19 protein-coding genes are annotated in these 22,206 nt (G+C 45.6%); 7 read left to right on the forward strand and 12 right to left on the reverse strand.

Features of this window, described 5'->3' with window-relative positions:
• Positions 1-218: 218 nt before the first annotated feature.
• The 3 genes from aceF to pdhR all read right to left on the reverse strand — a co-directional run bounded on the left by aceF (position 219) and on the right by pdhR (position 5,639).
• Positions 219-2,096: a pyruvate dehydrogenase complex dihydrolipoyllysine-residue acetyltransferase gene (aceF, locus tag QJR74_RS11650; protein ID WP_304372008.1), complete on the reverse strand. Its 1,878-nt coding sequence runs from the start codon at positions 2,094-2,096 to the stop codon at positions 219-221.
• Positions 2,097-2,109: 13 nt separating this feature from the next.
• The gene (gene aceE, locus QJR74_RS11655; protein WP_304372009.1) at positions 2,110-4,773 is read right to left on the reverse strand and encodes a pyruvate dehydrogenase (acetyl-transferring), homodimeric type; all 2,664 of its coding nucleotides are present in this window, start codon (positions 4,771-4,773) and stop codon (positions 2,110-2,112) included.
• A 101-nt stretch (positions 4,774-4,874) separates the two neighbouring features.
• Complete coding sequence (gene pdhR / locus QJR74_RS11660; RefSeq protein WP_304374034.1) at positions 4,875-5,639, reverse strand: pyruvate dehydrogenase complex transcriptional repressor PdhR; 765 nt, start codon at positions 5,637-5,639, stop codon at positions 4,875-4,877.
• 471 nt (positions 5,640-6,110) lie between these two features.
• On the opposite strand from pdhR, the gene QJR74_RS11665 reads away from it, so the two are divergent.
• Positions 6,111-7,463, forward strand: coding sequence for an amino acid permease (locus QJR74_RS11665; RefSeq protein WP_304372010.1), 1,353 nt, complete (start codon positions 6,111-6,113; stop codon positions 7,461-7,463).
• A gap of 32 nt (positions 7,464-7,495) precedes the next feature.
• On the opposite strand, the gene ampE is transcribed toward QJR74_RS11665, so the two are convergent.
• Both ampE and ampD read right to left on the reverse strand, forming a co-directional pair.
• A complete protein-coding gene (gene ampE, locus QJR74_RS11670) occupies positions 7,496-8,347 on the reverse strand; it encodes a beta-lactamase regulator AmpE (RefSeq protein ID WP_304372011.1) in 852 nt (283 codons plus the stop codon).
• Positions 8,348-8,371: 24 nt separating this feature from the next.
• Entirely contained in the window at positions 8,372-8,917 is a 546-nt protein-coding gene (ampD, locus tag QJR74_RS11675; RefSeq protein ID WP_304374035.1) for a 1,6-anhydro-N-acetylmuramyl-L-alanine amidase AmpD, read from the reverse strand.
• 239 nt (positions 8,918-9,156) lie between these two features.
• On the opposite strand from ampD, the gene ppdD reads away from it, so the two are divergent.
• The 6 genes from ppdD to yacG all read left to right on the forward strand — a co-directional run bounded on the left by ppdD (position 9,157) and on the right by yacG (position 13,851).
• Complete coding sequence (gene ppdD / locus QJR74_RS11680) at positions 9,157-9,597, forward strand: prepilin peptidase-dependent pilin (RefSeq protein ID WP_304372012.1); 441 nt, start codon at positions 9,157-9,159, stop codon at positions 9,595-9,597.
• A complete protein-coding gene (locus QJR74_RS11685; RefSeq protein WP_304372013.1) occupies positions 9,594-10,991 on the forward strand; it encodes an ATPase, T2SS/T4P/T4SS family in 1,398 nt (465 codons plus the stop codon). Before ppdD ends, QJR74_RS11685 begins: the two co-directional genes overlap by 4 nt.
• Positions 10,978-12,177 carry a type II secretion system F family protein gene (locus tag QJR74_RS11690; RefSeq protein ID WP_304372014.1) on the forward strand — a complete coding sequence of 400 codons (1,200 nt, stop codon included), beginning with the start codon at positions 10,978-10,980 and terminating at the stop codon, positions 12,175-12,177. The genes QJR74_RS11685 and QJR74_RS11690 overlap by 14 nt, the downstream gene beginning before the upstream one ends.
• A gap of 107 nt (positions 12,178-12,284) precedes the next feature.
• Positions 12,285-12,902 carry a dephospho-CoA kinase gene (gene coaE, locus QJR74_RS11695; protein WP_304372015.1) on the forward strand — a complete coding sequence of 206 codons (618 nt, stop codon included), beginning with the start codon at positions 12,285-12,287 and terminating at the stop codon, positions 12,900-12,902.
• Positions 12,899-13,642, forward strand: coding sequence for a cell division protein ZapD (gene zapD / locus QJR74_RS11700; RefSeq protein ID WP_304372016.1), 744 nt, complete (start codon positions 12,899-12,901; stop codon positions 13,640-13,642). The genes coaE and zapD overlap by 4 nt, the downstream gene beginning before the upstream one ends.
• An 8-nt stretch (positions 13,643-13,650) precedes the next feature.
• A complete protein-coding gene (gene yacG, locus QJR74_RS11705) occupies positions 13,651-13,851 on the forward strand; it encodes a DNA gyrase inhibitor YacG (protein ID WP_304372017.1) in 201 nt (66 codons plus the stop codon).
• Positions 13,852-13,868: 17 nt separating this feature from the next.
• Here the strand turns inward: yacG and mutT are convergent, their stop codons facing one another.
• The 7 genes from mutT to ftsQ form a co-directional block, all read right to left on the reverse strand.
• Entirely contained in the window at positions 13,869-14,264 is a 396-nt protein-coding gene (gene mutT / locus QJR74_RS11710; RefSeq protein WP_304372018.1) for an 8-oxo-dGTP diphosphatase MutT, read from the reverse strand.
• 78 nt (positions 14,265-14,342) lie between these two features.
• Positions 14,343-17,048 (reverse strand): preprotein translocase subunit SecA, encoded by a 2,706-nt coding sequence (secA, locus tag QJR74_RS11715; protein WP_304372019.1) that lies wholly within the window; start codon positions 17,046-17,048, stop codon positions 14,343-14,345.
• Positions 17,049-17,101: 53 nt separating this feature from the next.
• Complete coding sequence (secM, locus tag QJR74_RS11720) at positions 17,102-17,605, reverse strand: secA translation cis-regulator SecM (protein WP_304372020.1); 504 nt, start codon at positions 17,603-17,605, stop codon at positions 17,102-17,104.
• Between the two features lie 254 nt (positions 17,606-17,859).
• Positions 17,860-18,777 (reverse strand): UDP-3-O-acyl-N-acetylglucosamine deacetylase, encoded by a 918-nt coding sequence (lpxC, locus tag QJR74_RS11725; protein ID WP_304372021.1) that lies wholly within the window; start codon positions 18,775-18,777, stop codon positions 17,860-17,862.
• 103 nt (positions 18,778-18,880) lie between these two features.
• Positions 18,881-20,035 (reverse strand): cell division protein FtsZ, encoded by a 1,155-nt coding sequence (gene ftsZ / locus QJR74_RS11730; protein ID WP_304372022.1) that lies wholly within the window; start codon positions 20,033-20,035, stop codon positions 18,881-18,883.
• A 72-nt stretch (positions 20,036-20,107) separates the two neighbouring features.
• The gene (gene ftsA / locus QJR74_RS11735; protein ID WP_048911514.1) at positions 20,108-21,364 is read right to left on the reverse strand and encodes a cell division protein FtsA; all 1,257 of its coding nucleotides are present in this window, start codon (positions 21,362-21,364) and stop codon (positions 20,108-20,110) included.
• Entirely contained in the window at positions 21,361-22,203 is an 843-nt protein-coding gene (gene ftsQ, locus QJR74_RS11740; RefSeq protein WP_304374036.1) for a cell division protein FtsQ, read from the reverse strand. The genes ftsA and ftsQ overlap by 4 nt, the downstream gene beginning before the upstream one ends.
• Between the last annotated feature and the right edge of the window lie 3 nt (positions 22,204-22,206).

The following is a 22,206-nucleotide window of genomic DNA, read 5'->3' on the forward strand; positions in this document are numbered from 1 at the left end:
TGACCTCTTATTCGATTCTCCGGGGATATTGCGCAATGACCCTTTGTGCAGTTATCTGCCCGGAACCTATGTAATGCAAGAGTTTACATAATTGTTAAAATTGTGCAAACGAGATTGCGTAAAGGTTGGTTGTTTTGGGGATTAGCGCATTATTTCTCAATGAAATCCTGACCAAATCCTTAATAAGATTGAGGCCGGCAAGCGCCGACCTCAAGGTATTACATAACCAGACGACGAATATCGCCCAGCACCTGACCAAGATAGGAGATAAAGCGTGCGCCTTCTGCACCATCAATCACTCGGTGATCAAACGAGAGTGAGAGTGGTAACATCAGACGTGGTACGAACTCTTTACCATTCCAAACAGGCTTCATTGACGATTTAGACACGCCTAAAATCCCAACCTCTGGAGCATTAACGATTGGTGTAAACGAGGTTGTCCCTAAGCCGCCTAAGCTTGAAATTGTAAAGCAACCGCCCTGCATATCGGAGGCAGTTAATTTACCGGCACGAGCTTTCTTCGAGATTTCCATAAGTTCGCGAGAGAGTTCGATAATCCCTTTCTTGTTCACATCACGGAATACGGGGACGACAAGACCGTTCGGCGTATCAACCGCAACCCCAATATTGATATATTTCTTCAATGTCAGGCGTTGTGCATCTTCTGACAGGGAACTATTAAATCGAGGATAGGCTTCAAGCGCCTTCGCCACAGCTTTCATAATAAACACGACTGGCGTAATTTTGACGTCCAGTTTTTGTTTATCAGCTTCCACATTTTGTTGCTTACGGAAGGCTTCTAGCTCAGTAATATCCGACTCGTCAAAGTGAGTAACGTGTGGGATGACCATCCAGTTACGGCTCAGATTCGCACCAGAAATTTTCTGAATACGACCTAATTCAACTTCTTCGATTTCACCAAACTTACTGAAATCAACTTTTGGCCAAGGTAGCATTCCTGGAAGTCCACTCGCCGCAGCAGGGGCTGCGTCGGCACGTTTAATTGCCTCTTTGATATAAGCTTGGACGTCTTCTTTAACGATACGGCCTTTACGACCGGTCGCCTTCACCTTAGCTAAGTTCACACCAAATTCGCGAGCAAGGCGGCGAATAACTGGTGTCGCATGCACGTAAGCACTATTTTCTGCAAACTCGTCCTTCGCCGTTGGCGCAGCGGTAGGTGCAGCCGCCGGAGCAGCTTTAGCTGGGGTTGGCGCAGCCTGTTTTTCTGGCGCAGGAGCAGGCGCTTTTTCAGCGGCCGGCGCATCACTGCTAAAGATCATGATGGCAGAACCCGTACTGACTTTATCGCCAACTGCGACCTGAATCTCGGTAACCGTACCCGCGAAAGGTGCTGGAACTTCCATTGAGGCTTTATCGCCCTCAACGGTTATCAGTGACTGCTCCAGCGAGACTTTATCGCCCACTTTTACAAGAATTTCGGTCACTTCAACTTCATCGCCGCCGATATCAGGGACATTAACGACTTGATTAGCTGAAGCCTTGGCAGCCGCCGGAGCTGTCTCTTCTACAGAAGGTGCGCTGGTAGGGGCTGTCGCGTCGCCCGCAACCTCGAAGGTCATAATCAATGAGCCAGTGTTTACTTTATCGCCGGTATCGACTTTAATTTCTTTCACTTTACCCGCAAAAGGTGCAGGCACTTCCATTGAGGCTTTATCGCCTTCTACGGTAAGTAGTGACTGTTCAAGTTCGACGGTATCACCGACCTTGACCAAGATTTCAGTGACTTCGACTTCATCACCACCGATATCTGGCACCATTACGTCTTTTGCAGAAGCCGCCGCCGGAGCGGAAGCTTTTTCTGCAGCAGGTTGAGCAGCTTCTGGGGCTGCTGCAACGTTTTCTTCCTCTTCAAAGACCATGATCAGTGATCCCGTTTCGACTTTATCCCCCGTCTTAACGTTAATCGCTTTAACCACGCCCGCTTGAGGTGAAGGTACTTCCATTGAGGCCTTATCGCCCTCAACAGTAAGTAGAGACTGTTCGACTTCAACCTTGTCTCCAACTTTAACCAAGATCTCGGTGACTTCAACTTCGTCGGAACCGATATCCGGAACTTTGATCTCAATTGACATCTACTATTACCTCTTACGCCAGACGTGGATTGACTTTGTCTGCATCAATATTGAATTTCTTAATCGCGTCAACAACCACTTGTTTGTCAACTTCACCACGTTTTGCTAATTCACCCAGCGCCGCAACAACGACGTAGGAAGCATCAACTTCAAAGTGATGACGTAAGTTTTCACGGCTATCCGAACGACCAAATCCATCGGTACCTAATACACGATAATCGCTGGCAGGTACATAAGTACGAACTTGTTCAGCAAATAGTTTCATGTAGTCGGTAGACGCAACGGCTGGCGCATCGCTCAGAACTTGAGAAATGTACGGGACGCGAGGTTCTTCCGCTGGGTGTAACATATTCCAGCGCTCACAATCTTGACCATCACGCGCTAACTCGGTGAAAGAGGTTACGCTATACACATCAGAACCAACGCCATAATCTTCAGACAAGATTTTCGCCGCTTCACGCACATGACGAAGGATGGCACCTGAACCCAGTAACTGAACCTTACCTTTATTGCCTTCCAGCGTATCAAGCTTATAAATACCTTTACGGATACCTTCTTCAGCACCTTCTGGCATAGCTGGCATATGGTAGTTTTCGTTCAGGGTCGTGATGTAGTAATACACGTTCTCTTGTGCTTTACCGTACATACGCTCTAAGCCGTCCTGCATTATGACTGCGACTTCGTAAGCATAAGCGGGATCATAAGAGATACAGTTAGGGATTGTCAGCGATTGAATATGGCTATGGCCGTCTTCATGCTGTAAGCCTTCACCGTTCAAGGTAGTACGACCGGATGTCCCACCGATTAAGAAACCACGGGCTTGTTGGTCACCCGCTGCCCAGCAAAGATCGCCGATACGTTGGAAACCAAACATTGAGTAGTAAATATAGAACGGAATCATCGGTAAGTTGTTGGTACTATATGAGGTCGCTGCCGCTAACCACGATGCACCAGCACCTAGTTCGTTGATACCTTCTTGTAGGATCTGCCCCTTTTCGTCTTCTTTGTAGTAGGCTACTTGCTCACGGTCTTGCGGGGTATATTGCTGACCATTAGGGCTGTAGATACCGATCTGACGGAAAAGACCTTCCATACCAAAGGTACGAGCTTCATCTGCAAGAATTGGAACAAGGCGTTCTTTAATTGATTTATTTTTCAACATCACATTTAACGCACGAACGAAAGCGATAGTGGTTGAAATTTCCTTATTCTGCTCTTCCAATAATGATTGGAATTCGCTCAATGCAGGCATCTCTAACTCTTCAGTAAACTCTGCTTGGCGCGTCGGCAGGTAGCCACCTAAGTTCTCACGCTGTTTATGCAGGTACTTATACTCTTCAGAATCTTCAGAGAAGGTCACATACGGCAGCTTTTCCAAGTTTTCATCGGTAACAGGAACATTGAAGCGATCACGAATATAACGCACGCCTTCCATATTCATTTTCTTCACTTGGTGAGCAATGTTTTTACCTTCAGCCGTTTCACCCATCCCATAACCTTTCACGGTATGAGCAAGGATCACAACAGGTTTATCTTTGGTGTCTTGCGCTTTCTTAAATGCCGCATAAATTTTCTTCGGATCGTGGCCACCACGGTTTAGAGACCAGATCTCTTCATCCGACATATCTTTGACTAATGCAGCGGTTTCTGGATAACGGCCGAAGAAGTGCTCACGGACGTATGCGCCATCACGAGATTTAAAGGTTTGGTAATCACCATCGACGGTTTCATTCATCAGTTGGATCAACTTACCGCTAGTGTCTTTACGCAGTAGCTCATCCCAACGTCCGCCCCAGATCACCTTGATCACTTCCCAGCCAGCGCCGCCGAAGATCCCTTCTAATTCATTGATGATCTTACCGTTACCTGTAACCGGTCCATCAAGACGTTGCAAGTTACAGTTAATCACGAAGACTAAGTTATCTAACTTTTCGCGAGTCGCGATGGTGATCGCACCTTTAGATTCAGGCTCATCCATCTCACCATCACCTAAGAAGGCGTACACGGTTTGCGCAGAAGTCTCTTTTAAGCCGCGATGTTCAAGATACTTTAAGAACTTAGCTTGATAGATAGCACCTAGCGGCCCAAGACCCATTGATACCGTCGGGAACTGCCAGAAATCAGGCATTAATTTAGGGTGCGGATAAGAAGAAAGACCTTTACCGTCAACTTCTTGACGGAAGTTATTCATTTGCTCTTCAGTCAGACGACCTTCAAGGAAGGCGCGAGCATAGACGCCTGGAGAGATGTGGCCTTGGAAGTAAACTAAGTCACCGCCATCTTTTTCGGTACGCGCACGGAAGAAATGGTTGAAGCAGACTTCATAAATGGTGGCGGAAGATTGGAAAGAGGCCATGTGTCCGCCTAGCTCCAAGTCTTTTTTAGACGCGCGTAGTACGGTCATGATCGCATTCCAGCGGATAGCTGAACGGATACGACGTTCTAAACTCGTATTACCTGGATAGGTAGGCTCTTCTTCCGTTGGGATAGTGTTGATGTAGTCTTTGATTGCGGATCCAGAGGCTACGTTCACACCACCATTGCGAGCCGCATTCAATACTTGATCAATCAAGTATTGCGCGCGTTCAACACCTTCTTCACGGATGACCGATTCAATCGCCTGTAGCCAGTCGCGAGTTTCAATCGGATCCACGTCATTATGTAGACGGTCTGACATGGGGTATTCCTTATCTGTGTCTGTACATTGAAATTGATAACGCTGAGTAAAAGACCATGACGCATCATGATGCCGATCTCAGCTCTTTATAACGAGATGACTCAATTTTTTCGTTGCTGTAAGCGCCTTAATGAACGCTCACGGCGGGATTGCTCCCGGTTTCTCTCCAATAAAATCTCTTCGAGAAAAGCCAAGTGTGAGTTAGATTCTTCACGGGCTTTTTCAGGCTCTCGCGCAATGATTGCTTCATAAATCCTTGCACGATGCCCACTTACTTTCGCCAGCATATCGCGGCGAGAGTAAAGTAATTCAAAGTTGGAACGCACATTTTGCTTGAGTATTGGCCCCATTGCTCGGACCAAGTGCAGCAAGACCACATTATGTGCCGCTTCAGTGACAGTAATTTGATAATCAATAACCGCATCAGCTTCCGCGTCTAAATCACCACTTTCTTGCGCCTTCTGTATCGCCAAGTGGTAGTGATTAATTCTTGAAAGATCATCTTCCGTCCCACGCAGGGCTGCATAATACGCTGCTATACCTTCTAATGCATGACGCATTTCGAGTAAATCAAATTGGGACTCACCGTATTGCGCCAACAACCCAACTAAGGGATCACTGACGCTTTGCCACAGACTATCTTGTACGTAGGTGCCTCCACCATGACGACGATGCAATAATCCCTTAGCTTCCAAACGCAAAATAGCCTCTCGTACCGAAGGACGAGAGACATCAAATTGTCGAGCGAGTTCACGTTCTGGCGGGAGCTTCTCACCAGGCCGTAGTGTCCCTTCCATAATGAGGGACTCTACCTGTTGCTCTATAACATCAGAAAGCTTGGGCTGTCTGATTTTACTGTAAGCCATCATACTCGTAGTCATTGCTACCTTTTTAAATTGGTCATACCAATTTTCCACAAGATGGGCTAAGCTAACAAAACATTTACCAACTGTCTATATTGCGTTCACTAAAGTAGGCTATAGATCAAAAAAATGAGTCGTGATTTTGGCCTGCCCCCACCCTTGACTGCTATCCTACGAAAATACTTAACGCCCGCAATGATATCATGATCAAATAGGCCATCAGCCTACTTGGATAAAATAACTCACCAAAAAGCTCACTTTTGGCACGATATTATCCATATTAGATACTAAAAAAGAAGATTATTATAACTCTCCAACTTGCCCATTTGTTGAGATAGGCTCACAAATATCTAATAATTCGTCACATTCATCGTAGTAATTCACTGCCATAACCCCGTAAAATAAATGACACAGTCTGTCACATTCTCCTTACAGCCTGAAATATTGGTCGAGAATCTTACGCATGAGGAATTTATGAGCGAGCAACAAACAGGTTCGTTAAAACGGGGGCTGAAAAATAGGCATATTCAGTTAATCGCCCTTGGGGGAGCCGTCGGGACTGGACTCTTTTTGGGATTAGCACAAACCATCAAAATGGCAGGCCCTTCAGTACTGTTGGGATATGCGATCGGTGGTTTTATCGCCTTCATGATCATGCGCCAATTGGGCGAAATGATTGTTGAAGAACCGGTAGCCGGTTCTTTTAGTCATTTTGCTTACAAATATTGGGGTAGCTTCGCCGGTTTCGCATCAGGCTGGAACTATTGGGTACTCTATGTATTAGTGGCAATGGCGGAGCTTTCCGCGGTAGGTCTCTATATCCAATATTGGTGGCCAGAAATCCCTACATGGGCTTCCGCAGCGGTATTCTTTATACTTATCAATGCCATAAATCTCGCCAATGTCAAAATTTATGGTGAACTAGAGTTCTGGTTCTCCATTATCAAAGTCGCGGCAGTTATTGGAATGATTGCTTTCGGTGCTTGGTTGCTCTTTAGTGGACACGGTGGACCTCAAGCTTCTGTCACCAATATCTGGGCGCAAGGTGGTTTCTTCCCACACGGCGTTGGTGGATTGATTACGGCAATGGTCATCATCATGTTTTCATTTGGGGGACTAGAGCTTGTGGGAATTACTGCTGCAGAAGCCGCAGATCCCCAACAAAGCATCCCCAAAGCGACCAATCAAGTAATTTATCGTATTTTGATCTTCTACATGGGCTCACTCGCGATACTGCTATCACTTTATCCTTGGACAAAAGTCATTGAAGGCACCAGCCCATTCGTACTGATTTTCCATGAATTAGGGGATAAATTAGTGGCAAATACGCTGAACGTGGTCATATTAACTGCTGCGCTATCTGTCTATAACAGCTGTGTCTATTCAAATAGCAGGATGTTGTATGGATTAGCGAAACAAGGTAATGGCCCTAAAGCATTACTCAATGTTGATAAACGCGGAGTACCTTACGTTGCATTAGGGTTCTCTGCACTGGCAACCGCCTTGGTTGTACTGCTTAACTATCTGATGCCTGGAGAGGCCTTCGGCTTATTGATGGCATTAGTCGTTTCTGCCTTAGTGATCAACTGGGCTATGATCAGCATGGCGCATTTGCGTTTTCGTAAAACCAAGATCAAACAAGGCGTAACCCCGCGTTTCCCTGCTCTATTTTATCCACTTGGAAACTGGTTTTGCTTACTGTTTATGGTTGCCATTTTGGGCATCATGCTTACCATTCCAGGAATGGCTATCTCGGTATGGTTAATCCCAGTCTGGGTCGCTATTTTAGGTATTGGCTACTTTATTAAAAATAAAGCAGCACGTTAGACACTGAGGGGGATACGGGATCCCCCTTTTTCTTACAAAACAACCCCTACCAATGTCAGTAGTGCAGTGATCAGAACAATCACTAGAGTAATCCTTTTTGCTAACGCTACAGCAACCCTTGGCATTTCAACTTTGTCTTTAGAAGGATCTCGTTCCAAAGAAAATTGCGCTAACACGGACAACACATGATATGGCTTATGTCTAAAATCGGCCATAAAGCGCCACCATGCAGGTAATGCTTTCTCGCCATGCCCTAAGAATGCATAAGCTAGCCCTACAATCCTTACCGGTATCCAGTCAATCCAGAATAACAAGACATCGACGCCTGACTGCTCACGATGCTGAGAATTTTGCCTAGCCAACCATCCCTGCCACGCCCGTAGAAAAGCATAGCCTAGTAAAAAGACTGGCCCATAATTAGCCCCGACCACAAACCAGAATAGAGGCGCTAAATAAAAGCGATAATTGAGCCATAACAACGCGTTTTGTAACTCGCGTAAATAGAGTTTATCGCTAATATGAGTGGACATTGGATGTATCACACTCAACTCTTCCGCCATAGCTTGATGACCCGTCACATCCTGTTGATTAGCAGAGTGTAAATAGTCTCGATAATGTTGGCGGCTCTGGCCAGCACCAATACAGAGTACCCCTACGAGGATCCAAACAACGAGTGACACGACACCGAACAAAATACCTTCGATTGAATGAAGAATTAACGTAAAAACTAGCATCACAAGCACCACTAAACCTACCGTACGGATTAACGAAAAGTGATGTTGCTTACGAAACAGTGGGAGGAGTCGATGTTCAAGCTGCCAGTGCTCCCCCCATTTGAATAACCGCTCGCAAATGAGAACGAGTAATAGCGTAAATAACGTCATGACTTAACTCTACTCCCTAACTGATCAGTGTGGCGTGATAAGTGAATAATAATAGTCCCAATCGAAAGCGGGACCAGGATCTGTTTTACGGCCTGGCGCGATATCACTGTGCCCAGTAATATGTTCTTTCGCTAAAGCATAGCTTTCAATTAGCGACTGAGTAATGCTAGTTAAAGCTTGATATTGCTGTTCGGTGTAAGGTAAATCATCCGTTCCTTCAAGCTCAATCCCAATAGAAAAATCATTACAGTTGTCGACACCTTGGTAAGTCGACTGACCAGCATGCCAAGCTCGTTTATCGAACGGAACGTATTGCACTATCTCACCTTCACGGCGAATGAGGCAATGCGCTGCAACACGTAATTCAGCGATGTTTGCAAAATAAGGGTGTTCTTGAGCACTCAGTGTCCCGGTAAAGAGCTGATCAATATAAGGTCCTCCAAATTCACCGGGGGGTAAGCTAATGTTATGGACCACCAGTAAACGTGGAGACACCCCTTCAGGGCGTTCGTTGTAGTGAGGTGAAGGGACTCGACGCGCAACGGTCAACCAGTGATCTTTTATCATCAACATATCAGTGTTATTACCACTTATCTAAGCGGCCCTTTTGATTAAATGAGGGTATCCAACAATAAGCCAGACTTTAATTAAGATTACCATAGGTATTACGCGATACCTCACAAGCTTTATGACACTGAGTGAGAATAAAATCTCTTTAATGTGCAGCTTAATCCCAGATGGATTATCCCCTCTTCCCGAATATCTCATCCCGCTTTAAAAAGGTATTTTTATTGCAAAGGATCTGCATTATGGAACAAGGATTTACCTTAATAGAATTGATGATCGTTATAGCGATCATTGCTATTTTAAGCTCTTTAGGTATTCCAGCCTACCAAGGTTATCTTCAAAAGGCAGCGTTAACCGATTTACTCCAAGTGTTGCAACCCTATAAAACCGCTGTGGAACTCTGCGCCCTTGAAAAGGGGCAGCTTAATAATTGCCATAGTGGCCAAGAAGGAATCCCTCTTCCTCATACAACGCGCTATATTGCCGAGTTAACAGTGAATAGTGGCGTTGTACGCGCGCAAGGAGCAAATACCTTAACGGGACTGAGCGCAGAACTCATTCCCACGCTTCAACCTGAACTCGGCTTATTGACTTGGCAACGCCGTTGTATAGCCACCAATCGAACCTTGAAAGAGAACTGTGAACATCAACTTCGCTATGATGATGTGGAGAATAAGCCATGAGTACAGGGACTCCACAGCTTAAAGTATTCTGCGAAAATCATCCGGCCTTAATTATTCATGAAGATAAAGAATCATTATGCTTGTTAGTCATGTCTTCGCCTTCCTCAGAGGATATCAATCAGCTCGCCTTTGCTTGCCAGAAAAAGATCACCATCAAATCCGTAGGTAGAAAAGAATACAATACTTACCAGCAACCTACTTCAACGCCCTACGCTTTACATACGGAATATAAAGGCGCTGATAATCCAACGACGATCGATTATTGCCAAACTATTTTACATCACGCGGTACAACAAAAAGCTTCTGATATTCATATAGAGCCTCATGCTTACGGCGCAAGAATTCGTCTTAGGGTCGACGGCGTGTTGTGTGTTTATAGTGAGCTAGCCTCTATGGAATCCAATGCGATCTGTAGTCGATTCAAATTACTTGCTGGAGTTGATATTGCTGAAAACCGCCGTCCGCAAGACGGTCAACTCAGCTTAACCACCCAAGAGGTAGACTACTCTTTTCGTCTCGCTACCCTTCCTACAAGATTTGGTGAGAAGGTCGTATTACGATTACTCGAAACATTTAGAGGGGACTTACAATTAGAAAATCTCGGTATCCCTTCTGCACAGTTAGCCGTAATCAAGAAGGCGTTAGCTGCCCCCCAAGGATTAATCATTGTTACAGGACCTACCGGCAGCGGTAAAACCGCCACGCTCTACAGCGCTCTAAACTCGTTGAATAGAGAGGAATCTAACCTCTGCAGTGTGGAAGATCCTATTGAAGTGGTTATCCCTGGAATTAATCAAACTCAAATTAACCTTAAGGCTGGTCTCGATTTCCCGACAATCTTACGAGCATTACTGCGTCAAGATCCCGATATCTTGATGATTGGTGAAATTAGAGATAACCAAACGGCAGACATTGCGATCAAAGCCGCTCAGACTGGTCATTTAGTCCTCAGCACATTACACACTAATTCCACTCTCGATACGCTGAGTCGATTAACCCAGATGGGCGTTGTGGAATATCTCACTGCCAGTGCTTTGAAACTAGTGGTGGCTCAACGTTTAGTGAGACGTTTATGTCAACAGTGTCGGGTTTCGTCCCCCGTGCCCTTACCCTCTCATTTAGTATTGCCCTCACACGAACATTGGTTAGCGGTGGGCTGCCAACTCTGCATCAGTGGTTACAGTGGACGTCACGCCCTATTTGAATTACTGCCTATTGATTTGACGATAAAAGAAGCCATTATTCAAAGAGCTTCTTTACACGATATTCGTGCACTTTTACGAGAAAGAAAAATAGAAAGTCTCTTTGAAGCCGGGATACAGGCAGTAATGAAGGGAATCACCACTTATCAAGAGCTACTTCGTGTAGTCGGAATGGATAATGAAGCAGCTTAAACTCTATTCTTGGCAAGGAGTATCTTTTAAGGGGGACAGTTGTTCGGGTTATCAACTTTGTACTGATCGGGAGCAAGGTGAGCAACTGCTACTGGCTGAGGGGATCATTGCTTACCATTTTAAGCTTAAACACCATCGATTAACAAAATACTGGCAGCTCAACACGCTTACCGTTTTCTTTCAACAATTGGAGTCCATGCTTAATGCAGGACTCACTCTATCGGTGAGCCTCAATCTATTGATGAATAATCAGTCTTCTCTAGCTTGGCGAGTTGTGATTGAATTACTTCTGAAAAAAATTACTGCCGGAGAAAAACTCTCGAGAGCGCTCAGCCAATGGCCTCAAATTTTCGCGCCCACCCTTTCAGCGTTAATCAGTGCAGGAGAGCTTACCGGTCATTTGCCCAACAGTTGCTTACAAATAGTGAGCTTACTACAGCAGCAGAAAATCATGAGAGCTGAGCTGATTGCGGCATTACGCTACCCATGTATCACGTTATTTTTTTTAGTCATTACCACAGCTGGGCTACTCGCTTTTGTGCTGCCAGAGTTCGCGTTAATGTACCAATCGCTAAATGCGCCTTTGCCCTATCTTACCCAATTATTGATTCGCTTATCTCAACATATCAGTGCGTTGTTACCATTATCCTGTATTCTCGTCGCATTCGTTATCACACTCATTCATTATGGGGAACGTCGCTATCCAATGTGGAAACTGGTTCGTCACAGATTCTTACTCTCTACACCACTAGTGGGTGAAGCCTGGCGATGTAGGCAGCTATCACTACTCTTCTCTACCCTATCCAGTACACAACACTCAGGTCTAACTCTCCTAGATGGATTACAACTTGTCGCCCGTATTTTTACTTCGCCCTTGTGGAAAAACAGTATTGAGGAGGTTTATCGACGACTCCAAACCGGGGAGAGACTTTCACAAGCACTAACCTATAACGACCTTTATCCGTCTTTAACCCTACTCCTTATTCGGGCAGCCGAAGAAACCGGTCAGCTTGATAACGCATTTTCTCAATTGGCCAAGTGGTACTCAGACCAAGCTTCAACGCTAAGTCGGCGTCTTAGTCAGCGCCTTGAACCGTTAATGCTCGCTGTTAGCGGAGGGTTAGTGGGAACCGTAGTTATCGCATTATACTTACCCATATTCTACTTGGGTGAGGCCCTAGGTTAGCGCTTCCTGAATGGACAAGGTTTACACTCTTGCCTAACCGCTTCATACTTACCCAATGAAGAATAGTGCGCAAGCGCGATACTAAAGAGTGAGGTTGGGTTAACACTATGACTTATATCGTGGCGCTTACCGGTGGTATTGCGAGTGGTAAATCAACTGTTGCCGAACTGTTTGCGTCAAGGCAGATAGAGATTATTGACGCAGACCTGATCGCTCGGGAGGTCGTTGAACCCGGCCAGCCCGCCTTAGCAAAGATAAAAGACCACTTTGGTGATCAGGTTCTACTGAAAGATGGGCAACTTGACCGAAAAAAATTGCGAGAGATTATTTTCTCGATCCCCCAGCATAAACAATGGCTGAATAACTTGTTACATCCATTGATTCAACAAAGAACCCAGCAGAGGATCGCACAATGTTCCGGGCAATGGTGTCTCTGGGTAGTGCCTCTTTTAGTTGAAAACCAACTTCAGCATCTTGCCCAGCGAGTGATAGTCGTCGACAGCGAAGAAGAAAAACAAATTGACCGGGTCTGTGAACGCGATGGCATCTCTCGATCACAAGCTTTGGCTATTATTCACTCTCAAGCCACGCGACAACAACGGTTAGCCATTGCGGATGATGTCATCGATAACAATTTATCGAAAAGCGCGCTAGCTGAAAAAGTCTCTCAGTTAATTTTGACCTATAACCAATTAGCATCAGAAGATAAGGAGCGCGATCTATGACCCAGTCACCCATCGTCTTCGAATACCCGCTCAACGAAAAAATGCGGAATTGGTTGCGCGTTGAATACTTACTTCAGCAACTAACGGCCTCAAATAACGCTGGCTCATCGGAGGCTTGCTTACTATTTTTACGTACCCTGACGGAGTTGCTTGATATCTTCGAGCGCAGTGAATTACGGGCCGACTTGCTTAAAGAGTTGGAAAAGCAGCAAGGAAAACTTCACCAATGGCTAGCGGTTCCGGATATCGATGTACAAGCCGTTAAACAGTTGATCAGCGAGCTTAGCGCTCACAGTCATGCTGTTAACACAGCACCTAAGTTTGGGTCGACATTTAAAGAAGACCGTTTTATTGGCCAATTACGTCAACGCCTCTCTATTCCAGGTGGCTATTGTAACTTTGACACGCCGACCTTGCACCTCTGGCTACATCTTCCAATGGAAAAACGCCAAGCACAAATCAATCAATGGTGCTTGGAATTAGAGGTATTACATCTTAGTTTACAGGCTATTCTTCATCTCATTAGACAAAGTGGTCGATATATAGATGCGCAAGCGCATCAAGGTTTCTATCAAAATTCAGCGGATGAAAAAGACCTTATTCGTATCAAATTAACGAGCGAAGATGAAATTTATCCACAAGTCTCTGGGCATAAAGCGCGTTTCTCAATTCGCTTTTTTCCATTAGAAAACGATGGTAGAGTCCCAGAAAATTTATTATTCCAACTCGCTTGCTGCTAAGAGGTCTTATGCAATTCGAACCCACTACTGTTAACTGCCCACAATGCCAAAAAGAGGTCATTTGGGATGAGTTAAGCGCTTGGCGCCCATTTTGCTCTAAGCGTTGCCAAATGATTGATCTTGGCGAATGGGCAGCGGAAGAAAAATCAATCCCAGGGCAGCCAACTCATTTTGACCATGAGGACTGGAGCGAGAAAGATCCGGAGTAACACTATAAAATGGGCGATTACAGTTCGCCTTTGACTAATCTTTCTACCATTCCACTATTCGCTGGCGGAAACTCATCAGCTTGTAAGTCTGTCTGAGTAACCCAGCGTTGAGGTTGACCTTCTTTACCCCATGGTTCGCCCTGCCACTGCTCGACTAAGTAAAAGTGAAGGGTAACGCTGACCTCCTGATACGTATGACTCGCAGTACCAATAGAATGAGCTTCGGTAACGGTGATCCCCGTTTCTTCCATGAGTTCACGCGTTAACCCTTCTAGCGCTGTCTCGCCAGCTTCGATTTTACCGCCTGGAAATTCCCACTTATTGGCCATATGTGAGGTTGATGCGCGTTGCGTAAGAAAGATTTCTTTCTGAGCGTTACGAATAATACCGACTGCAACCTGTAGATTTTTCATTACTTGTACCCTACTAGACAATAAAAAGGCCCATGTTTCCATGGACCTTTTCTGATATCAGCTACTTACCAGAACGGATTATGCTAAACGTCCATGACACTGTTTGTATTTTTTACCAGAACCACATGGGCATAAATCGTTGCGACCGACTTTGCGCTCTGCTGCTTGGTTAGCCATTTCATTTGCTGCGGCAGTTTCGTCATCAACATGGCTAAGCTGTTGCTGTTCTGCTAAACGCTCAGCTTCGTCACGGAACTGCTGTTCCATCGCCTCGACTTCTTCAGGCATACGAACTTGAACTTTACTCAAGGTGCTGACAACTTCATATTTGAGCCCTTCAAGCATGCTCGCAAACATCGCAAAGGATTCCCGCTTGTACTCTTGCTTCGGATCTTTCTGCGCATAGCCACGTAAATGGATACCTTGACGTAAGTAGTCCATTGCCGCAAGGTGCTCTTTCCACAGCGTATCCAATGTCTGCAGCATAATCCCTTTTTCGAAACTACGCATAGTGTCCACACCCACAGCCGCTTCTTTATCGGCATATTGTTGCAGAGAGTGCTGTAGAATTCGTTCACGCAACACTTCTTCGTGTAATTCTGGCTCTTTATCTAGCCACTCAGTTAGCGGAAGATGAAGTTCAAAATCAGTACGAAGACGTTCTTCTAAACCAGGGACATCCCACATCTCTTCAAGAGACTGAGGCGGGATAAATTGACTGATTGTCGAGCTTAAGACATCTTCACGAATACTATTGATAGTTTCGCTAACATCTGAAACGTCCAACAACTCATTACGTTGGGAGTAGATAGCTTTTCGCTGATCATTGGCTACATCATCGTATTCCAGTAATTGCTTCCGGATGTCGAAGTTACGGCTTTCAACTTTACGTTGTGCATTCGCGATAGCTTTAGTCACCCAAGGGTGCTCGATCGCTTCGCCAGGTTTCATCCCTAGTTTACGCATCATGCCTGAAACGCGGTCCGAGGCAAAAATACGCATTAGGGCGTCTTCCATTGAAAGATAGAAGCGTGATGAACCTTTATCCCCCTGACGACCGGCACGACCACGAAGCTGGTTATCAATACGGCGTGATTCATGACGCTCTGTACCGATAATATGCAGACCACCTGCTTCAAGCACTGCATCATGGCGAACTTGCCACGCTTCTTTTATTGCAGCGATCTCTGCCTCAGTCGGGTCAGTTAACGCTTCGACTTCAGCGTGCCAGCTTCCGCCTAACATGATGTCAGTACCGCGCCCTGCCATGTTTGTCGCAATAGTCACTGCACCAGGCTGACCTGCTTGTGCAATAATATCCGCTTCACTAGCGTGGAATTTGGCATTCAGGACGCTATGTTTAATCCCAGCCCGCGCTAATGCATCGGCAACAACTTCTGATTTTTCAATCGAAATAGTACCGACCAACACAGGTTGTCCACGTGAAGTACAATCTTTGATATCTTCAATGATCGCATCAATTTTTTCTTTCTCAGTCATATAGACCAAGTCAGCATTATCTTTACGCACCATCGGACGGTTCGTTGGGACAACAATAGTATCTAACTTATAGATGCTACTGAATTCAAAGGCTTCGGTATCGGCGGTACCGGTCATACCTGCGAGTTTCTCATAAATACGGAAGTAGTTCTGGAAAGTGATCGACGCCAGAGTTTGGTTCTCATTCTGGATTTCAACGCCTTCTTTCGCTTCAACCGCCTGGTGCAGACCTTCAGACCAACGACGGCCCTGCATGGTACGCCCTGTATGCTCATCGACAATAATGACTTCACCGTCTTTTACGATGTAATCTACATCGCGCGTGAAGAGCGCATGCGCACGTAAGGCTGCCGTTACATGGTGCATCAGCATGATGTTAGTCGGTGAGTATAGGGATTCACCTTCTTCCATGATGTTCTGTGCCACAAGTAACTGCTCAATTTTTACAAGTCCGCGTTCCGTTAGGTGTACCTGACGCGCTTTTTCATCTACAGAGAAGTCACCTTCACCTTGGAAGGTATCAGAGTCTTCTTTATCTTGGCGAACCAAGTGCGGAATAATTTTGTTAACTTGAATATAAAGTTCAGAACTATCTTCCGCCGGACCTGAAATGATCAGTGGTGTACGCGCCTCATCAATCAGAATTGAGTCAACCTCATCGACTAACGCATAATGCAGTTTACGCTGAACACGTTCTTCAGGGCTGAACGCCATATTGTCGCGTAGGTAATCGAACCCGTATTCGTTATTGGTTCCGTAAGTAATATCTGCTGCATAGGCCTCACGCTTAGCTGGAGCTTGCATTCCAGGTAAGTTAATACCGATAGTTAGGCCTAAGAACTCAAATAATGGGCGGTTGTTTTCGGCATCACGTTGCGCAAGGTAGTCGTTCACTGTCACAACGTGAACACCTTTACCCGTTAACGCATTAAGATAGGCGGGTAATGTTGCGGTTAAGGTTTTACCCTCACCGGTACGCATTTCTGCTATGCAACGTTCGTTCAGAACCATGCCACCTAATAATTGCACATCAAAATGGCGCATATTGAAAACACGCTTACTGGCTTCACGTACCGTAGCAAATGCTTCTGGAATGAGACTCTCAAGGCTTTCACCTTTTTCCAAGCGCTGACGAAACTCGCCCGTTTTTGCTTTTAATTGCTCATCACTAAGGGCGACGTAGTCCGGTTCCATCTTATTGATGATATCAACCACTTTACGCATACGGCGTAAAGTACGGTCATTACTGCTACCAAAAATTTTAGTTAATAACTTCATTACCATGATTATAAATTCTCTTTATTGACAACAATTTCACGAGTTGTGACGACATAATTTTAATTTTTATCGTGAAGGGGTCCGGCACGAATTCCTCGGACTTGAGCTACCCAGTGGCCGGTCGAAAACACCATAGGAGTTCGAGCGACAAGCCGCTGACAAAATAGACGGCTAGCTTTTAATGCTGCCGCCGACGTCAATAGAGTAATTAATGAATAGAGGGCAACTAAGCTTTTAACCGTCAGCTGCGAATATGCGGGCTCGCGACTTTGCGTTCTCGGTAGAGAGAAAGAAAGGTGACGAATAACCGTGCGGAGGGTTTGCTGATGCCAGAAATTTTGTACGTAAGTAGGACGTAATACCCGTTCATGTAGACGTATTAAGTGGTGTATACGTGCTTGAGGGGATATAGAAAGCTTGTTAGATAATGCAGTGTCGTTGGTATTGGTGATGAGGCCGTTGGTAAAAGGCAACCCTAAACCCGCCGCGACTATCCCTAATAAGAGATGCGGCCATAGATAGCGTCTACCTAATTTTCCCCAGCGCGAAATCAAACCAATCACAATTCATCCATTAATATTGAAAAAAAGCGTCTTTTATCGTTATAAAGGATAGGTGCAGCTCTTCCTGGTTGCCCTGCCTACCGAATAACGTTGATAGTAGCATCAATCGCCCTACGCCACACTAATGATTAGGTTGAATCATTGAAAAAGCGGTCAAACGCGTACATTTCATACAAAAAAAAACGAGCCGGCTGAACGGAGAGAAGTCAGCGTGGCTCGTTTATTACTACAGCGTATAAGCCGTATTAATTGTATTATGCGAGAACGAAATTTTTCAGTTTGAATGCTTGCGGAATCTCAGCTTCATTTTCGAAGGTCGCCCACTCATAGGCTTCCTGATTTGCTAAAACCGCTTGCAGCAGTTGGTTATTTAAGCCATGGCCAGATTTGTATGCAGAAAATGCACCAATCATATTATGACCACACATAAATAAGTCGCCAATCGCATCTAACATTTTGTGACGAACAAACTCGTCGTCAAAGCGTAAACCGTCTTCGTTTAAGACACGGAAGTCATCTAATCCGATCGCACAGTCAAGACTTCCACCCAGGCACAGGCCACGAGACTGTAGTTGTTCAATATCACGCATAAACCCAAAGGTCCGTGCGCGACTAATCTGACGAATAAACGCTTCGGTAGAAAAATTCAAACGGTAGTTCTGAGAACTTGCGTCAATCGCTGGATGCTTAAAGTCGATGGTAAAGTCCAATGAAAAACCGTTAAAAGGTTTAACTTCGGCCCACTTGTCACCATCTTCGACCCGCACGGTTTGCTTAACACGCAAGAATTTCTTAGCACTGTTGAGCTCTTCAACACCGGCATCTAGCAATAAGTAGACGAAAGGTGCAGCACTACCGTCCATGATCGGGATCTCAGGCGCATCGACTTCGACAATAATATTGTCAATCCCTAATCCAGCAAGCGCTGAGTTAAGGTGTTCGACCGTAGAGATACGGATACCTTGGTCATTGATAAGGCAAGTACTAAGCATCGTGTCGCGCACAAATTTAGCATCAGCCGGGAAATCAACCGGTGGATTTAAGTCAGTGCGGCGATAGATGACCCCAGTATTTGCTGGTGCAGGCCGCAGGTTCAATGTCACTTTCTTGCCGGTGTGTAAACCGACGCCAGTGGCCTGAACAATACGTTTTAATGTCCTTTGTTTGATCATCGTATCAATCTCGCAAAATTACTGTTTCCAGACGGGATTATATCCCATAAACGGACGAACACTTTAGCACAAAAAGCGATTGTCGCCAATTTTCAGTAATATCTTAATCTGCTTGCTTACGCAAGAACGCAGGAATATCGAGATAATCTGGCTCTTTATTCGGCTGTGAACTTGGCTCATTAACCACTTTCGCCGCAGGTTTGTTCTCTTGAGGTAACGGAGTCAAACCATGTTGTTGATAGCGATGATCGACGACAGGTTGAGCGTTATTTTTGTTGGTAACTAAAGTAATTTCAGGACGTTTGTCCATACCGATGCCAGTTGCAACAACCGTTACGCGCAGCTCGTCGTTCATTTCAGGATCAAGTGAAGTACCAATTACCACGGTAGCGTTGTCAGATGCGAAAGCACGGATGGTGTTACCCACAGTTTCGAACTCATCTAAACGTAAATCGAAGCCAGCAGTAATGTTGACTAGCACGCCACGCGCACCAGAAAGATCGATATCTTCCAACAATGGGCTGGAAATTGCCATTTCAGCAGCTTCTTCAGCGCGATCTTCACCGCAAGCGATACCGGAGCCCATCATTGCATAGCCCATTTCGGACATCACGGTACGTACGTCAGCAAAGTCGACGTTCATCAGACCCGGACGAGTAATCAGTTCAGCGATACCCTGCACCGCACCTTTCAGTACGTCATTGGCAGCGCCGAAGGCATCGAGTAGGGAGATACCGCGACCCAACACTTTGAGTAGCTTATCGTTTGGAATAGTAATCAGAGAGTCGACATGCTTGGACAGTTCAGCGATACCTTGCTCAGCAAAAGCCATACGCTTTTTGCCTTCAAAGTTAAATGGCTTAGTGACCACTGCAACGGTTAAGATACCAAGATCTTTCGCCACTTCAGCGACAACTGGTGCTGCACCCGTACCCGTACCACCGCCCATACCAGCTGCGATGAATACCATATCAGCGCCATCTAATGCTGCACGTAATGCCTCGCGGTCTTCTTCCGCAGAATTACGCCCAACTTCTGGGTTAGCACCCGCCCCTAATCCTTTAGTAATGTTATTACCAATTTGGATTGTTTGGCCGACTGCTGTTTTACGTAATGCTTGGGCATCCGTATTCACTGCGAAGAACTCAACGCCTTCGATACGCTCACGTACCATGTGTTCGACAGCATTACCACCGCCACCACCGACGCCGATGACTTTAATCACCGCATCGTTGGTTAATTCCATAGGTTCAAACATGATTACTCTCCGTTATGTGCCTGTTGCTAGAGGATCAGTTAATAAGCTTAGGATGATCCTCTTTAATCAAAATTAAAACTCTTTTTTTAACCAACTGTTAAATTTTTTGAACCACGTACTTACTGGTGAGTGTTTTGAGGACTCCGCCTCGTCTCCCAAATGGGACTCTTTACCATAATGTAAGAGGCCAACTACTGTAGAGTAATACGCTTCTTGCGCGTAATCCGTTAATCCTGTGATATTTAACGGCTGGCCAATTCTTACTTGAGTATGGAATACACGCTGCGCACACGCGGCTAACCCTTCGATCTGTGCAGCACCACCAGTCAGTACAATTCCCGCCGCCAGATGGTGTTTAACCCCTTGCTGACGTAATTGTTCTTGTAATTCGAGAATCTCATCATTAACAAGATTCAATAATTCAGTGTAACGCGGCTCAATCACTTCGGCTAAAGTCTGGCGTTGTAAGCTACGAGGCGGTCTTCCTCCTACACTCGGAACCTCTACATTTTCATCTTTACCGACAATAGAGCCTAACGCGCAGCCGTGACGCACTTTAATCGCTTCAGCATCCGTTGGTGGTGTTCCAAAGGCGTAAGCAATATCGCTCGTGACAACGTTACCAGCATAAGGTATTACTTTGGTATGACGCAGCGCACCGCCAGTATAGACCGCCATATCCATCGTGCCACCACCAATATCGACGACACACACACCAAGTTCACGTTCATCTTCAGTGAGCACAGCATAACTTGAGGCCAAGCCCGCAAAAATCAGCTGATCAACTTTTAAACCACAACGCTCAACCGCTTTAACAATATTTTTCGCCATATCGTTATGGCAAGTGATCAAGTGCACTTTAGCATGCATCCTTACCCCAGATAAACCGACCGGGTTCTTGATCCCTTCCTGATAGTCTATGGCATATTCTTGCGGGATAACATGCAGTATACGATGTTCATCTCGAACACGAACGGATTTTGCTGTATGAACAACATTCTCTACATCATCCTGCGTAACTTCTTCTTCGGAAATCGGAACCATCCCGATCTCGTTCTGGCAGCTAATATGCTTGCCGGATAACGAGAGGTAAACTGATGAGATTTGGCAATCTGCCATCAACTCAGCTTGGTCAATTGCGCGTTGTACACATTTTACAACTGACTCAAGATCATTAACACCGCCCTTATCCATTCCACGGGAAGGACAGCTACCAACCCCAATAATGTTGACCATGCCATCGGGCAGAATTTCCCCTACCAAGGCAGCAACCTTGGCGGTGCCAATTTCTAGTCCTACTACCAGTTTTCTGTCCGTTGCCTTGATCATTGTTGTTTAGCCTGTGCCTGATTTTGTTGCTGATTACCTGTTTGCGTGTCTACGGGTGCGGGGCCCCATCCAACTGCGGCACCCGAATCGTAACGAAGATCGACATAGCTGATAGTCTTATTATCCGCTTGTGCCTGTTTAACGAGTTCTGGATAAAGAGTAATAAAACGTTGTAAACGCTTATCGTCCTCCCCTCTTCCTAACTCAATTCTCATACCATCACTTGTAATAAGCTGCCAAGAGTGACGTGCGGTCATCGCTGTGGCTTTTAATGTCAAATGGATACTGTGCAATTTCGTTGCCATTTGGTAGAAAGCCGCCATGACCTCTTTCTCACTTCCTTCTGGCCCATAAAGTAATGGCATCTCTTGTTTTGGGGCACCTTGGTGGAAAGGCAGAGTAAATGAAACTCCTGATGCATCGACAACATGCTGTTCATTCCACCTTGCTACGGCAACATATTCAACCAGATGAATCTTTAATTCGTCTGGCCATTGTTTGCGAACACTTACTTGCTTAATCCAAGGTAATCTTTCCAGTTGTTGCTGAATAATGTCGACATTTTGCGACATAAAGGTTCCTGGCGGCCCCAATGAGAGTATTGCTTGACGCACATCATCATTAGAGGTGTAGCGTTTCTCACCCGTCACGACCAGTTTCGAAAGCGGCAGCCGTGAGACATCATCCATCCAATTTACTACCGCTATTCCACCAAACACGATAGTGCCTACGACCATCAGTAGAAAAACCACGCCGAAAAGACGAGTACCATTGCTCCGACCAGAACGTAACCGTTTTTGCGTTTCTTTATTTTTCGTATTCAGTGCAGCCTGAGACATATC

Origin of the sequence: Tatumella ptyseos, assembly GCF_030552895.1 — a bacterium.
Lineage (GTDB): Bacteria > Pseudomonadota > Gammaproteobacteria > Enterobacterales > Enterobacteriaceae > Rosenbergiella > Rosenbergiella ptyseos_A.

Excerpts from the sequence above, each read along its gene's own strand:
- ftsA (WP_048911514.1), bottom strand. The coding sequence starts at position 21,364 with ATGATCAAGGCAACGGACAGAAAACTGGTAGTAGGACTAGAAATTGGC.
- ftsZ (WP_304372022.1), bottom strand. The coding sequence starts at position 20,035 with ATGTTTGAACCTATGGAATTAACCAACGATGCGGTGATTAAAGTCATC.
- coaE (WP_304372015.1), top strand. The coding sequence starts at position 12,285 with ATGACTTATATCGTGGCGCTTACCGGTGGTATTGCGAGTGGTAAATCA.
- QJR74_RS11685 (WP_304372013.1), top strand. The coding sequence starts at position 9,594 with ATGAGTACAGGGACTCCACAGCTTAAAGTATTCTGCGAAAATCATCCG.
- ftsQ (WP_304374036.1), bottom strand. The coding sequence starts at position 22,203 with ATGTCTCAGGCTGCACTGAATACGAAAAATAAAGAAACGCAAAAACGG.
- pdhR (WP_304374034.1), bottom strand. The coding sequence starts at position 5,639 with ATGGCTTACAGTAAAATCAGACAGCCCAAGCTTTCTGATGTTATAGAG.
- ppdD (WP_304372012.1), top strand. The coding sequence starts at position 9,157 with ATGGAACAAGGATTTACCTTAATAGAATTGATGATCGTTATAGCGATC.
- secA (WP_304372019.1), bottom strand. The coding sequence starts at position 17,048 with ATGGTAATGAAGTTATTAACTAAAATTTTTGGTAGCAGTAATGACCGT.
- aceF (WP_304372008.1), bottom strand. The coding sequence starts at position 2,096 with ATGTCAATTGAGATCAAAGTTCCGGATATCGGTTCCGACGAAGTTGAA.
- mutT (WP_304372018.1), bottom strand. The coding sequence starts at position 14,264 with ATGAAAAATCTACAGGTTGCAGTCGGTATTATTCGTAACGCTCAGAAA.
- ampE (WP_304372011.1), bottom strand. The coding sequence starts at position 8,347 with ATGACGTTATTTACGCTATTACTCGTTCTCATTTGCGAGCGGTTATTC.
- QJR74_RS11665 (WP_304372010.1), top strand. The coding sequence starts at position 6,111 with ATGAGCGAGCAACAAACAGGTTCGTTAAAACGGGGGCTGAAAAATAGG.
- QJR74_RS11690 (WP_304372014.1), top strand. The coding sequence starts at position 10,978 with ATGAAGCAGCTTAAACTCTATTCTTGGCAAGGAGTATCTTTTAAGGGG.
- lpxC (WP_304372021.1), bottom strand. The coding sequence starts at position 18,777 with ATGATCAAACAAAGGACATTAAAACGTATTGTTCAGGCCACTGGCGTC.
- aceE (WP_304372009.1), bottom strand. The coding sequence starts at position 4,773 with ATGTCAGACCGTCTACATAATGACGTGGATCCGATTGAAACTCGCGAC.
- yacG (WP_304372017.1), top strand. The coding sequence starts at position 13,651 with ATGCAATTCGAACCCACTACTGTTAACTGCCCACAATGCCAAAAAGAG.
- zapD (WP_304372016.1), top strand. The coding sequence starts at position 12,899 with ATGACCCAGTCACCCATCGTCTTCGAATACCCGCTCAACGAAAAAATG.